Source organism: Rhabdaerophilum calidifontis, assembly GCF_008641065.1.
GTDB classification, from domain to species: Bacteria; Pseudomonadota; Alphaproteobacteria; order Rhizobiales; family Beijerinckiaceae; genus Rhabdaerophilum; species Rhabdaerophilum calidifontis.
The window spans coordinates 17,350-30,196 of sequence record NZ_VTRS01000006.1; the positions used below are offsets into that span (position 1 = coordinate 17,350).

The following is a 12,847-nucleotide window of genomic DNA, read 5'->3' on the forward strand; positions in this document are numbered from 1 at the left end:
GACGCGAACCGACCTACCTTAGCCCTGCCTCGCTATCGCTGTCTTGTCCGTTCTTCGGCATCGACGCCGGCCGCGCGGGCAGTGGGAACGCATGATCCCGCCCAAATATTTTAAATTTGAAATATACCTGTCAAGCGGCTGGTCGCTTTGCCGGGCGGACCGTCAGAAGCTGCGCGTCGGCCGCTCCATCACGCGCTTGCCGAGCAGGCTTGCGGCAAGGTCGGTCATCAGCAAAGCGGTGCGGCCGCGCTCGTCCAGGAACGGGTTGAGTTCCGCGAGGTCGAGGCTCGTGACCAGCCCGCTGTCATGCAGCAATTCCATGGCGAGATGCGCCTCGCGGAAGGTCGCGCCGCCGGGCACGGTGGTGCCGACGCCGGGCGCGATGCCGGGATCGAGGAAATCGACATCGAGGCTCACATGCAGCATCCCGCCCGCCGCCGCGACTCGAGCGAGAAAATCGCGGAGCGGCGCGCCGATCCCGCTCTCGTCGATCGCCCGCATGTCGTGAATCGTGAAGCCCGCGCGCCGCAGCGCCTCGTTCTCCGCCGGATCGACGCTGCGCAAGCCCATCATGCAGACATGCGCGGGGTCGACCGGAACGGGCAGCGGCGGGAAATAGCCGGCGAAGCCAGGCGCGCCGGTGGCATAACCGACGGGCACGCCGTGAAGATTGCCGCTCTGCGTGGTTTCGAGCGTGTGGATGTCGCTATGGGCATCGAGCCAGAGCACGAAGAACGGGCGCCCATTGGCCGCCGCGCGCTGCGCCATGCCGCTCAGCGTGCCGGCGGCAAGCGAATGATCGCCGCCGAGGAAGATCGGCATCGCCTCGGCGCTCGCGGCGAAGGCGGCGGCGGCGATCGTCTCCGTCCAGGCCGCGATGCGTCCGAGATGGCGGATCGCGGGGTTGGGATGCTGCACCGGGTGATCCGGCCCCGGCGCGAGATTGCCGCAATCGGTCACGTCATGCCCGAGCGCGACGAGCGCCTCGCGCAGGCCGGCGGCGCGATAGGCGCTCGGCCCCATCTCGCAGCCGAGCCGCCCCGCCCCCTCCTCGACCGGAACGCCGATCAGCCTGATCTGCCGCGCCATGCCGCCCTCCCGTATCGTCTGGCCCGCGGGCCACGCCCTCTTGAAGCGGATTCCCGAGCGGTTGGAAACGGGGCACCGGGTCTTGAGCCGGGGCTCTCAATCCTGCGCCGGCAGCGCGTAAGGATGCGCGGCGAGGCGCCGGGCGCGGAAGGCGGCGATCTCCGCCGCGTGCCGGCGCGTCAGGTCGAGATCGTCCCAGCCGTTGAGAAGCTGGAGTCGGCGTACGGGATCGAGGGTGAAGCCGATGTCGCTCCCGGCGCCGCCGATCTTCATCGTGACGAGATCGACGGCGAGGCGCGGCGCGGCCATCCGCTCCAGCGCCGCGATCAGCGTCTCGGCCGCCTCCTCCGTCACCTGCGCCGGCAGCAGGCCGTTCTTCACCGCGTTCGAGGCGAAGATATCGCCGAAGCTCGGCGCGATCACGCAGCGGATCCCGAAATCCCACAGCGCGTAGATCGCGGCCTCGCGCGACGAGCCGGTGCCGAAATTCCGCCGCGCGACGAGGATGCGCGCCCCGGCATGGCGCGGCGTGTCGAGCAGGAAGCCCCGTGTTGCGCCAGCATCGTCGTAGCGCAGGTCGTGGAGAAGGAAGCTGCCATAGCCGGCGGCGCGCGGCCGGCTCATGAACCGGGCGGGGATGAGCTGGTCCGTGTCGACATTGGCGAGACCGAGCGGACAGGCCACGGCATCGAGCCGGGTGAAGGGCTCCATCTCACGCCTCCCCCAGCGCGCGGACATCGGTGAGACGCCCCGTCACGGCCGCCGCCGCGACCATGGCCGGGGACATGATATGCGTGCGGGCATCCTTGCCCTGGCGGCCGCGAAAATTGCGGTTGGTGGTCGAGGCGCAGCGTTCGCCGGCGCCGACCGTGTCACCGTTCATCCCCACGCACATCGAGCAGCCGGATTCGCCCCAGACGAAGCCGGCTTCGATGAAGACGCGGTCGAGCCCTTCGGCTTCCGCCTGCCGCCGCACCAGCGACGAGCCGGGCGAGACGAGCCCCGGCACCCGCGCGCGCCGCCCCCGGAGCACGGCGGCCGCGGCGCGCAGATCCTCGATCCGCGCATTGGTGCAGGAACCGATGAAGGCGCGGTCGATCCGGATATCCTCGAGCCGCTGCCCCGGTGCGAGGCCCATATAGGTGAGCGCGGCGCGCAGGTAATCCGCACGGGCGGCGCTCCCGGCCGCCGCCGGATCGGGCACCGCGGCATCGATCGGCAGCGCGTCCTCGGGACTGACGCCCCAGGTGACGGTCGGCGCGATCGCGGCGGCGTCGATCGTCACCTCGCGGTCGAAGGCGGCGTCCGGGTCGCTCGCGAGTCCGCGCCATTCGGCGATCGCCGCCTCCAGCGCCGCGCCCTCGGGCGCAAAGGGCCGGCCGCGCAGATAGGCGAAGGTGGTCTCGTCGGGCGCGACGAGGGCGAGGCGCGCGCCGGCCTCAATGCCCATGTTGCACAATGTCAGCCGGCTTTCCATCGACAGCGCCGCGATCGCCGCGCCGGCATATTCGAGCGCATGCCCGCGTGCGCCGTCGGCGCCGATGGTGCGGATGAGATGGAGGGCGAGGTCCTTCGCCGCGACATGCGGGCCGGGGCGCCCGTCGAACCACGCCCGCATCCGCTTCGGCTTGCGCTGCCAGAGCGTCTGCGTCATCAGCACATGTGCGACCTCCGAGGCGCCGATCCCGAAGGCGAAGGCGCCGAACGCGCCATGGGTCGAGGTGTGGCTGTCGCCGCAGACGATGGTCAGCCCCGGCAGGGTGAGCCCCTGCTCGGGCCCCACGACATGGACGATGCCCTGCGCGGGATCGTCGAGCCCGAACAGCCGGAAGCCGTGCCGCCCGGCATTGTCGGCCAGACGCGAGACCATCCCCGCGATTTCCGGGTCCGGGATATGCGGCCGGCCGCGCGTCGGCACGTAATGATCGGCGATGCCGAAGGTGAGGCCCGGCTCGGCGAGCGGCAGCCCCCTGCCGTCGAGCGCGCGGAAGGCGTGATGGGAGCCCTCATGGACGAAATGCCGGTCGATCCAGAGCAGCGCCTCGCCATCCTCGCGGGTGACGATCACATGCGCGTCCCAGAGCTTGTCGAACAGGGTTCTCGGTTTCGCTGTCATGATCCGCCGCGGTGGCCCGCAATGATGCGCATCGTCCACCGGGACGATAGGGCGGTGTGGGCGATCGCGCCAGCCCCGCTCAGGCGTCCTTGGCGCCGAGCAGGCGGGCGATGCGCCGCAGCGCAAGTTCGTAGCCCTGGGTTCCGGCGCCGGCGATCACGGCATCGGCGCGGTGGGAGACATAGGAATGATGGCGGAACGCCTCACGCTTGTGGATCTGCGAGACATGCACCTCAACGACCCGGCCCTCGAAGGCGTTGAGCGCGTCGAGGAGCGAGACCGAGGTATGGGTCAGCCCGCCGGGATTGATCACGATGCCCCGCGCGGTCTCGCGTGCCTCGTGGATCCAGTCGATCAGCTCGTATTCGCGGTTCGATTGATGGAAGCGCAGGTCGAGCCCCAAGGCGGTCGCCAGCGCGCGGCAGCTGGCCTCGACATCGGCCATGGTCTCGCGGCCGTAGATTTCGGGCTGGCGCTTGCCGAGCAGATTGAGGTTCGGGCCGTTGAGAATAAGGACGAGCGGCGCGGACATCGGGGACCTTGGGGGAGATGGCGGGCTTCGGTTCTGGTCTTGTCAGGGCGGTTCTTGTCAGGGGCTGCCGGACACCGGATTGGCCGAGGCCCGGATGCTGGCGCAGGGACTAGCGCAGAGCGGGCAGGTTTCGCGTCAGTACGGAACCATGTTTCGCATGCCCGCTGCCGCCGCGCAATCCTGCGGCGGGTGCCCGGCGCCACATGCAGCCCGCGAAGAGACCAGTTCAACGTTCTGCGGAGAAGGATTTGGTGGAGCTAAGCGGGATCGAACCGCTGACCTCTTGAATGCCATTCAAGCGCTCTCCCAGCTGAGCTATAGCCCCACTTCGGCCGGAGCCGAGAACTCCGCCGCCGGTCGCTGGTGACCGGAGGCGCGGTTAATGTCACAAGAGAAACCGGTCCGCAAGAGGAAAGCGCCGGCATGGTCACACCGGCGGCTGCGAGCGCCGGCGCATGGGTCAGCCCTCTTCGTCTTCCTCGATCTCGCCGTCGATCAGGCCGGCGACATCGCCGTCATCCTCGTCCTCCTCGGCAGCGAGGAAGGTGTCGTCCTCGTCATCCGCGATATCGATGTCGTCCGCGCCGGCGACAACCTTGGTTTCATCGGCCTGGTCGGCTTCTTCGAGCGGGACGATGTCGGCGCCGACGGCCTCGTCGATCTCGGTCTCGTCCTCGTCCGCCTCGACTGGCTTCGCCGCCTTGAGCAGCGGATCGAAATAGCTGCGCGGATAGCTCTGCCCCGTATAGGGCGAAACGATCGGGTCGCGGCCCAGATCGTAGAATTTCTTGCCGGTAACCGGGCAGATGCGCTTCGTGCCGAGATCTGGCTTGGCCAATGTCGCGTTCCTGTCGAGATGGGCACCGGCGGCTCGGCTCGGCGCAAAGTTCCACTTGCAAACTCGGGGTGAAGCCCGTTAGTGGCCCGGCATACCCTTTGTCAATGCTCGTCGGGGCCGAGCAGCAAAACTCCCCGGTTCCCGGCGGCGCTTCTCCGGCGAGAGCCGCGCCGCGAGGATGGTTCGAGATGACCCACGCAGCAGAACCCCGCCCCTCCGCGGCGCCTTCCGCGCAGCATGCTTCCACGCCGCCCCGGCCGCTGCGCGCCGGGCGTGCTGCGGCGCTTTCCGGCACGATCATCGTTCCGGGGGATAAGTCCATTTCGCATCGCGCGCTGATCTTCGGGCTGCTCAGCGTCGGTGAGACGCGGGTCTCGGGGCTGCTCGAGGGCGAGGACGTGCTGCGCACCGCCGCGGCCGCCCGCGCGCTCGGCGCCACGGTCGATCATCTCGCCCCCGGCGAATGGCGCGTGCGCGGGCTCGGCATCGGCACCTTGCTCGAACCGGAGGCCCCGCTCGATTTCGGCAATGCCGGCACCGGCTCGCGGCTGATGATGGGCGTGATCGGCGGCCACCCGATCACCGCGCGGTTTGATGGCGATGCCTCGCTGCGCAAGCGGCCGATGGGCCGCATTCTCGATCCGCTGCGGCGCATGGGCGTCGAGGTGCTCGACGTTGCGGCCGGCGAGCGCATGCCGCTCACGATCCGCGGCGCGCGCGATTGCATCCCGATCACCTACGAGACGCCGGTCGCCTCCGCGCAGATCAAGTCCGCCGTTCTGTTCTGCGGCCTCAACGCGCCGGGCGAGACCGTGGTGATCGAGCGCGAGGCGAGCCGCGACCATACCGAGAAGATGCTCGCCTTCTTCGGCGCCGAGGTGCGGAGCGAGCCCTTCGGCGCGCATGGCCGGCGCGTCGTGCTCAAGGGGCGGCCGGAACTCGTGCCGCAACCGATCCGCGTCCCGGCCGATCCATCCTCGGCCGCCTTCCCGATCGTCGCGGCGCTGATCGTGCCGGGCTCCGAGATCGTGGTGCGCGCGGTGATGATGAACCCGCTGCGCACGGGGCTGATCACCACGCTGCGCGAGATGGGCGGCGATATCGTCGAACTCGACCGGCGCGAGGAAGGCGGGGAGATCGTCGCCGATCTGCGGGTGCGCCATTCCGATCTCAGGGGCGTCGATGTTCCCGCCGAGCGCGCGCCCTCGATGATCGACGAATATCCGATCCTCGCCGTCGCGGCCGCCTTCGCCGCGGGCGAGACGCGGATGAACGGGCTCCAGGAGCTGCGTGTCAAGGAATCCGATCGTCTCCAGGCGGTTGCCGACGGGCTCGCGGCCAACGGGATCGCGCATCGCATCGAGGGCGACGATCTTGTCGTCGGCGGGCTTGCCGGCGCGCGCCGGGGCGGCGGCCTGGTGCGCACGCATATGGACCACCGCATCGCGATGAGCTTCCTGGTGATGGGGCTCGCCGCCGATGCCCCGGTTGCGGTCGACGATACCGCCTTCATCGCCACGAGCTTCCCGGATTTCCTGCCGCTGATGACGCGGCTCGGCGGAAATTTCGCGTGAGCCGCGCGCTCGTCATCGCGGTCGACGGTCCCGCGGCTTCGGGCAAGGGCACGCTGGCGACGCGGCTCGGCGCGCATTTCGGCCTGCCGGTGCTCGATACCGGCCTGCTCTACCGGGCCGTCGGCCAGCGGCTGCGCGATGCGGGGCGCGACCTGGACGATGCCGGTCATGCCGCCGCCGCCGCGCGCGGCTTCGAGGCAGGCTGGCTCGACGATCCCCGTCTGCGGGAGCGGGCGGCCGGCGAGGCCGCGAGCCGGGTCGCCCGCTTCGGCCCGGTGCGCGAGGCCCTGCGCAGCTTCCAGCAGGATTTCGCGCGCCAGCCCGGCGGCGCGGTGCTCGACGGCCGCGATATCGGCACGGTAATCGCGCCTTTCGCGCCGGCGAAGCTGTGGATCGACGCCGATGTCGCGATCCGCGCCGGCCGTCGCTATCGCGAGCTTACCGCGCGCGGCGAGCCGGTCTCCGAGGCCGGCATCCTCGCCGATCTCATGGCGCGCGACGCGCGCGACGCCCCCAATATGGCGATTGCGGCGGATGCCGTCCGCATCGATACCAGCGCCATGGATGTCGAGGCCGCCTTCGCGGCCGCCCTGCGCGCGGTGCTTGCCGCCTGCCCGGAGGCCGCTAACCTGCGCGGCTGAAGCGCCGCGCCGGGAGGGCCGCATGACGACACGGGATTTCGAACCGGTTCCGCTGCCCGATTACGTGGAATATCCGCCGGCGGAGATGCTCGAACGCGCGGAGGCCTTCCGCGCGATGATCGCCCGCCGGCATAGCGTGCGTGCATTCGCGCCGCGCCCCGTGCCGCGCGCGCTGATCGAGACCTGCCTGCGCGCCGCCGGCACCGCGCCCAACGGCGCCAACCACCAGCCCTGGCATTTCGCCGCCATCAGCGACCCCGCGCTGAAATCGCGTATCCGTGCCGCGGCCGAGGCGGAGGAACGCGCCTTCTACGCCGGCAAGGCCGGCGAGGATTGGCTCGCGGCGCTGAAGCCGCTCGGCACCGATCCATCCAAGCCTTTCCTTGAAACCGCGCCCTGGCTGATCGCGATCTTCGGCGCCCGCGCCTCGGTGAGCGCCGATGGTGTGCTGCGCAAGAATTATTACGTGCCGGAATCGGTGTCGATCGCCGCCGGATTCCTGATCGCCGCCCTGCATCAGGCCGGGCTCGCGACGCTGACCCATACGCCGAGCCCGATGGGCTTTCTCAACACCCTGTGCGGCCGGCCCGCGAGCGAGAAGCCCTATCTTCTGCTCGTCACCGGCTATCCCGCGCCGGATGCCACAATTCCCCGTCACGCCCTGGAGAAGAAGCCGCTCGCCGAGATCGCCAGCTTTCTGGAAGCCCCGGAGTGAAGTTGACGTTTCTCATTTATGAGAATATCTCTCAAGTATGAGAGAAGACGAACAGGCCCTTCTACAGGAGCGGATCGCCGGGCGGCTTGGCGTCCTCCGGGCGGAGCGCGGCTGGTCGCTGGATGAGCTTGCGGCGCGTTCGGGCGTCAGCCGCGCAAGCCTGGCGCGGCTCGAGAAGGGCGAGACCAGCCCCACCACCCAGGTGCTGGCCCGCATCGCGGCGGCCTATGGGCTGACGCTGACCCGCATCATCCATCTCGCGGAAGCACAATTCGCGCCGCTGGTGACGCGCGCGGAGCAGCCGGTCTATGTCGATGCCGCGCTTGGCTTCCACCGCCGGTCGATCTCCCCGCCGGCGCCGGAATTGCGCGCCGAGATGCTCGAATGCCGGATCGAGCCGGGGCGCGAGATCACCTATGACCGGGCCCCGCGCGCCGATCTCGAACATCACCTGTTCCTGCTCGCCGGCGCGCTCGAGATGCAGGTCGACGGCGTGTCCCATTGCCTGGCGGCGGGCGATTGCCTGCGCTTCCGCCTCGCGGGCGCGAGCCGGTTCCGCACCCCGCCGGAGAGCGGCGCGCATTATATCCTTGTCCTGGTGTGAGGCCGATCCGGATGTCCGCTTCCTTCAAGATCAAGCCCGGCGATTTCGCCGATCCGCGCGTCGTCGCGCTCCTCGAGCGCCATTACACGGAGAACCGCGCCGTGACGCCGGCCGGCTCGGCGCATGTGCTCGATCTCGCGGCGATGCAGGCGCCCGAACTCGCCTTCTTCACGCTCTGGGAAGGCGAGGCCCTGCTCGGCATGGGGGCGTTGAAGCGCCTTGCCGACGCAGCAGGGGAGATCAAGTCGATGCGTACCGTCGATGCCGCCCGGCGCCGTGGCGTCGCGAGCGCCATGCTCCGCCATCTCATCGCCGAGGCGCGGGCGGCCGGGCTGGCGCGGCTCTATCTCGAGACCGGATCCTTCGAGTATTTCAAACCCGCACGCGCGCTCTATGCCCGGCATGGTTTCGTCGAATGCGCCCCGTTCGAGGGCTATCGCGCCGACCACAACTCCACCTTCATGATGCTGGATCTGCCATGATGCTGGATCTGCGGGGCGCGTGAGGCTGCCCCAACGCCCGGAATGACGCGGGAGATGCCGAGATGCCGGGCGGAACCCGGTTTTTGCCCGGTTTTGCTTGCCGCTTCCCGTGTTTTTTGCTAGGCGCCAGCACAATCCGCGTGCCTCCGGCCTTTCCGGCGGGTGTCGCGGGGAGACGAACGTTCCGATGCGCCGGTTTGACCGCGCTGGCAGCCCGCAGGGGCCGCATCTCCCGGAAACTGGGGGATGGCCGGCGACTCGGAGCGACCCCAACCATGAATGCCGGCGCCAATGCCCTGGAAACGGGGCGCTTTCGGAGTTTTGATGACCCCCAACTTCAACCCCAGCCGTGAGGATTTCGCGGCGCTTCTCGAAGAATCCTTCCTCCAGGCGGATACCGCCGAGGGCTCGGTGATCGCCGGCAAGGTCGTCGCGATCGAGAAGGATGTCGCCGTCATCGATATCGGCCTCAAGACGGAAGGCCGCGTCGCGCTCAAGGAATTCGCCGGTCCGAACAAGGATCAGGTGCTCAAGGTCGGCGATGTCGTCGAGGTTTATCTCGAGCGCGTCGAGAACGCGATGGGCGAGGCGGTGATCAGCCGCGACAAGGCGCGGCGCGAGGAGAGCTGGGTCAAGCTTGAGAAGGCCTTCGAGAACAAGGAGAAGGTCTCGGGCACCATCTTCAACCAGGTCAAGGGCGGCTACACCGTCGATCTCGACGGCGCGGTCGCCTTCCTGCCGCGCTCGCAGGTCGATATCCGTCCGATCCGCGACATCGGCCCGCTGATGGGCGTTCCGCAGCCCTTCGAGATCCTGAAAATGGATCGCCGCCGCGGCAACATCGTCGTCTCGCGCCGCACGGTGCTCGAGGAGACCCGCGCCGGCCAGCGCCAGGAACTGGTCTCGAATCTCGAGGAAGGTCAGATCATCGACGGCGTGGTCAAGAACATCACCGATTACGGTGCGTTCGTCGATCTCGGCGGCATCGACGGCCTGCTGCACGTGACCGACATCGCCTGGCGCCGCGTCAACCACCCGACCGAGGTGCTGACCGTCGGCCAGACCGTGAAGGTCAAGATCATCAAGATCAACCAGGAAACCCACCGAATCTCGCTCGGCATGAAGCAGCTCCAGGGCAATCCCTGGGAGGGCATCGAGGCGAAATATCCGGTCGAGGGCAAGTTCACCGGCCGCGTCACCAACATCACCGATTACGGCGCCTTCGTGGAGCTGGAACCGGGGATCGAGGGCCTGATCCACGTCTCCGAGATGAGCTGGACCAAGAAGAACGTCCATCCCGGCAAGATCCTCTCGACCAGCCAGGAGGTCGAGGTGCAGGTGCTCGAAGTCGATCCGGTCAAGCGCCGCATCTCGCTCGGGCTCAAGCAGACGCTCGCCAATCCGTGGGAGAGCTTCGTCGAGCGGCATCCGATCGGCTCGGTCGTCGAGGGCGAGGTCAAGAACAAGACCGAATTCGGCCTCTTCGTCGGGCTCGAGGGCGATGTCGACGGCATGGTCCATCTCTCGGATCTCGACTGGAACCGCCCCGGTGAGCAGGTCATCGACGAATTCAAGAAGGGCGATGTCGTCCGCGCCGTGGTGCTCGATGTCGATGTCGAGAAGGAGCGTATCTCGCTCGGAATCAAGCAGGTCGCGGGCGATCCCTTCGCCGATGCCGGCGATGCGATCCGCAAGGGCGGCGTCGTCACCTGCGAGGTGCTCGAGGTGAAGGATGGCGGCCTCGAGGTGAAGATCGTCGGTTCGGATCTCACCACCTTCATCAAGCGCTCCGAACTCGCGCGCGACCGCATGGATCAGCGGCCGGACCGTTTCGCCGCCGGCGAGAAGTTCGACGCCCGCGTGATCCTGTTCGACAAGAAGGCCCGCAAGGTCCAGGTCTCGATCAAGGCGCTGGAAATGGCGGAGGAGAAGGAGGCCATGGCGCAATATGGCTCGGCCGATTCCGGCGCGACATTGGGCGACATTCTCGGCGCGGCGCTCAAGAAGAGCAAGTAAATCGTCCTAGATCGGGGATGTCAAAAGTTAAGAACGGAAGGGCGCCGCAAGGCGCCCTTTTTCTTTCAAGAGGCGGCTAAACTGAAATACATTTCGACGGCTAATATATATTGAATTCAATTATCGAGTTCTGGTCTTAACCTGATGTTAGACTCGCAAATTCATGTATCTGCGTGGGGTTCGGGACGATATCCGCACACACAACTGAATTGCTCAGAACGAGTCGCATGCGCAAGAATGTGTCCCTCAGGAATATCTCGCGGCTGGTCCTGGCCGGCATGGTCGCCGTCAGTCTGGCGGTATCGCTCGGCATCGCCCTGCTGACGGACCGCATGGTCGCTTCCGTCGAGACGATCGGCCCGGCGCTGGCGCGGCTCGAGGCGGCGACCGCCTATGCCGACGAACTGAGCCTGGCCCTGGGCGGGATCGACCGCGCGCGGCTCGATTCCGGCATGGCGGCGCGGTCGGATTTCGCCGGTGCGCTCGATGGCCCGTTCGGGCGGCTGAACCGGGCCGGCGAGGCGTTCGGCGCCCTGCATCCCGAGTTCGGCGCCGTCTTCCCCGCCCAGGTCGCGAGCCTGCGCGTGGCCGGCGAGAAGACGCTCGTGGCGAACTGGCGCATTCTTGAGGCGCAGGAATTGCTGCTGCCGGCGATCGTCGATTTCAATCAGATGGCCACGCAGCTTTCGGCGCGCGTCCAGGCGCTTCCCGAGGAGGCGCTGCGCGCCCTGACGGAACCGTTCGAGGAACAGGCGCGGCAGATCATCCGGCTCAGCGCCGATGGCGCCCAGAGCCGCGACCCGGCGAAGCTCGATGCCGCGCTGGTCGCGCTCTCCGCCTTCGCCGATCGCGCCGAGGCGATGGAGGCAGCGATCCGCGCCGCCGGGCATTCGACGCGGGCGATGTTCCGCGGCAGCGACGGGCCGCGTGCCCGTCTCTACGAGATCACGATGCAATATCGCGCTTCGGCCGAGGCGATCCGCGTGGCCGACGAGGCCCTGCGCGCGGCCGCGACCGAGGCGAATCGCGAGGCGGCAGCGCAGCGTGTCGCGGCGCGCGCGGATGTCGATGCCGCCCGCGCGCTCGCGGCGGTCAATGCCCGCTGGATCATGGTCGGGCTGGGGGTCGGCCTCGTGTTCACGCTCTGCGTGCTCCTCGGGGTGGCGCGCGCCATCGCCCGTGGCTTCGTGCGGCCGATCTCGGCGCTGTCGGAGGCGATGCGGGCGATGGCGGAGGGCGAACTCGACGTTGTCGTCGAGGACCGCTCGCGCCTCGATGTCGTGCATGCCATCGCCACCAGCGTCGAGACCTTCCGCGCCTCCCTGCGTCGGCGCGCCGAACTCGAGGCCGCCCGCGCCCGCGAGGCCGCCGAGAATGCCGAGCGGCGCCGGATCCTGGAGGCGTCGATCGCCGAGTTCGAGCGCTTGTCGCGCGACGGGCTCGCCGGCACGCTCGAGGCGATCGGGGCGATCGAGACCCGCGCCGACGATCTTGCCCGCGTCTCGGAGGAGATCGCCGGCCGCACCGAGGAGGCGAGCGGCCGCACGGCGCGGATCGATGAGGGGCTGTCCGCGGTCGTCGTCGCCAGCGCGCATCTCACGCGGGATGCCTCCGAGATCGCCCGTGCCGGCGAACAGACCGAGCGGATCACCCGTGTCGCCGCCGACCGCGTGGCCTCGGCGCGCGCGGCGGTGGATCGGCTCGCAGCCGCGGCGACCTCGATCATGGGCGTTGTCGATCTGATCCAGTCGATTGCTGCCCAGACCAATCTCCTGGCCCTCAACGCCACGATCGAGGCGGCGCGGGCCGGTTCTGCGGGCCGGGGCTTCGCGGTCGTGGCCGCGGAGGTCAAGTCGCTGTCCGGGCAGACCGCGCGCGCGACCGAGACCATCGCCAGCGAGATTGCCGCAGTGCGTCAGCAGGTCGATGGCTGCGTCGCCGCCATCGACACGGTCGGCGAGGCGGTGCGCGATGTCAGCGCCCGCAACGCCGAGATCGCGACCGTCGTCCGCAATCAGAGCGAGGAGACGGCGCGCATCGAGGGCCGGCTCGAGCAGGCCGCGCAGGATACCGGGCAGGTGGCGCGCGAGATCGAAAGCCTCGCGGCTGCCGTCGCGCGGGCGACCGAATCCGCGCGCGAGGTCACGGGCAGCGCTCGGTTGGTGGCGCAGCGCGCGCAGGTGCTGCTGGAGGCGGCGCGAAGCGCGGCCTGAGGCGGGAGAAACGCCGGCGCCGGGCTG

At 68.8% G+C, this 12,847-nt stretch carries 12 protein-coding genes and 1 tRNA gene; 7 read left to right on the plus strand and 6 right to left on the minus strand.

The features are described from left to right. Positions 1-162: 162 nt before the first annotated feature. The 6 genes from rocF to FWJ24_RS10595 form a co-directional block, all read right to left on the minus strand. Positions 163-1,089 (minus strand): arginase, encoded by a 927-nt coding sequence (gene rocF / locus FWJ24_RS10570; protein ID WP_150287801.1) that lies wholly within the window; start codon positions 1,087-1,089, stop codon positions 163-165. 96 nt (positions 1,090-1,185) lie between these two features. Further along, positions 1,186-1,800 carry a 3-isopropylmalate dehydratase small subunit gene (leuD, locus tag FWJ24_RS10575; RefSeq protein WP_150287802.1) on the minus strand — a complete coding sequence of 205 codons (615 nt, stop codon included), beginning with the start codon at positions 1,798-1,800 and terminating at the stop codon, positions 1,186-1,188. Between the two features lies 1 nt (position 1,801). Then, the gene (leuC, locus tag FWJ24_RS10580; RefSeq protein ID WP_150287803.1) at positions 1,802-3,205 is read right to left on the minus strand and encodes a 3-isopropylmalate dehydratase large subunit; all 1,404 of its coding nucleotides are present in this window, start codon (positions 3,203-3,205) and stop codon (positions 1,802-1,804) included. 79 nt (positions 3,206-3,284) lie between these two features. Then, entirely contained in the window at positions 3,285-3,737 is a 453-nt protein-coding gene (gene aroQ / locus FWJ24_RS10585) for a type II 3-dehydroquinate dehydratase (protein WP_150287804.1), read from the minus strand. A gap of 249 nt (positions 3,738-3,986) precedes the next feature. Beyond that, a tRNA-Ala gene (locus FWJ24_RS10590) sits at positions 3,987-4,062 on the minus strand. A 135-nt stretch (positions 4,063-4,197) separates the two neighbouring features. Next, a complete protein-coding gene (locus tag FWJ24_RS10595; protein ID WP_150287805.1) occupies positions 4,198-4,575 on the minus strand; it encodes a TIGR02300 family protein in 378 nt (125 codons plus the stop codon). Between the two features lie 188 nt (positions 4,576-4,763). Here FWJ24_RS10595 and aroA point away from each other — a divergent pair, with 188 nt between their 5' ends. The 7 genes from aroA to FWJ24_RS10630 all read left to right on the plus strand — a co-directional run bounded on the left by aroA (position 4,764) and on the right by FWJ24_RS10630 (position 12,820). Beyond that, the gene (gene aroA, locus FWJ24_RS10600; protein ID WP_150287806.1) at positions 4,764-6,149 is read left to right on the plus strand and encodes a 3-phosphoshikimate 1-carboxyvinyltransferase; all 1,386 of its coding nucleotides are present in this window, start codon (positions 4,764-4,766) and stop codon (positions 6,147-6,149) included. Then, positions 6,146-6,790, plus strand: a complete 645-nt coding sequence (locus FWJ24_RS10605; RefSeq protein WP_150287807.1) for a (d)CMP kinase — start codon at positions 6,146-6,148, stop codon at positions 6,788-6,790. Before aroA ends, FWJ24_RS10605 begins: the two co-directional genes overlap by 4 nt. A 22-nt stretch (positions 6,791-6,812) precedes the next feature. Further along, positions 6,813-7,505 (plus strand): nitroreductase family protein, encoded by a 693-nt coding sequence (locus tag FWJ24_RS10610; RefSeq protein WP_150287808.1) that lies wholly within the window; start codon positions 6,813-6,815, stop codon positions 7,503-7,505. Between the two features lie 37 nt (positions 7,506-7,542). Next, positions 7,543-8,109 (plus strand): helix-turn-helix domain-containing protein, encoded by a 567-nt coding sequence (locus tag FWJ24_RS10615; protein ID WP_150287809.1) that lies wholly within the window; start codon positions 7,543-7,545, stop codon positions 8,107-8,109. 11 nt (positions 8,110-8,120) lie between these two features. Next, on the plus strand, positions 8,121-8,591 hold the full coding sequence (locus tag FWJ24_RS10620; protein WP_150287810.1) for a GNAT family N-acetyltransferase: 471 nt from the start codon (positions 8,121-8,123) through the stop codon (positions 8,589-8,591). A gap of 324 nt (positions 8,592-8,915) precedes the next feature. Next, the gene (rpsA, locus tag FWJ24_RS10625; RefSeq protein ID WP_150287811.1) at positions 8,916-10,607 is read left to right on the plus strand and encodes a 30S ribosomal protein S1; all 1,692 of its coding nucleotides are present in this window, start codon (positions 8,916-8,918) and stop codon (positions 10,605-10,607) included. Positions 10,608-10,834: 227 nt separating this feature from the next. After that, positions 10,835-12,820: a methyl-accepting chemotaxis protein gene (locus tag FWJ24_RS10630; protein WP_150287812.1), complete on the plus strand. Its 1,986-nt coding sequence runs from the start codon at positions 10,835-10,837 to the stop codon at positions 12,818-12,820. Positions 12,821-12,847: the final 27 nt, after the last annotated feature.

Bases quoted from the DNA above. Each gene is read 5' to 3' on its own strand.
- leuC (WP_150287803.1), bottom strand. From the start codon at position 3,205: ATGACAGCGAAACCGAGAACCCTGTTCGACAAGCTCTGGGACGCGCAT.
- FWJ24_RS10630 (WP_150287812.1), top strand. From the start codon at position 10,835: ATGCGCAAGAATGTGTCCCTCAGGAATATCTCGCGGCTGGTCCTGGCC.
- FWJ24_RS10620 (WP_150287810.1), top strand. From the start codon at position 8,121: ATGTCCGCTTCCTTCAAGATCAAGCCCGGCGATTTCGCCGATCCGCGC.
- FWJ24_RS10615 (WP_150287809.1), top strand. From the start codon at position 7,543: ATGAGAGAAGACGAACAGGCCCTTCTACAGGAGCGGATCGCCGGGCGG.
- FWJ24_RS10610 (WP_150287808.1), top strand. From the start codon at position 6,813: ATGACGACACGGGATTTCGAACCGGTTCCGCTGCCCGATTACGTGGAA.
- aroQ (WP_150287804.1), bottom strand. From the start codon at position 3,737: ATGTCCGCGCCGCTCGTCCTTATTCTCAACGGCCCGAACCTCAATCTG.
- rocF (WP_150287801.1), bottom strand. From the start codon at position 1,089: ATGGCGCGGCAGATCAGGCTGATCGGCGTTCCGGTCGAGGAGGGGGCG.
- aroA (WP_150287806.1), top strand. From the start codon at position 4,764: ATGACCCACGCAGCAGAACCCCGCCCCTCCGCGGCGCCTTCCGCGCAG.
- rpsA (WP_150287811.1), top strand. From the start codon at position 8,916: ATGACCCCCAACTTCAACCCCAGCCGTGAGGATTTCGCGGCGCTTCTC.
- leuD (WP_150287802.1), bottom strand. From the start codon at position 1,800: ATGGAGCCCTTCACCCGGCTCGATGCCGTGGCCTGTCCGCTCGGTCTC.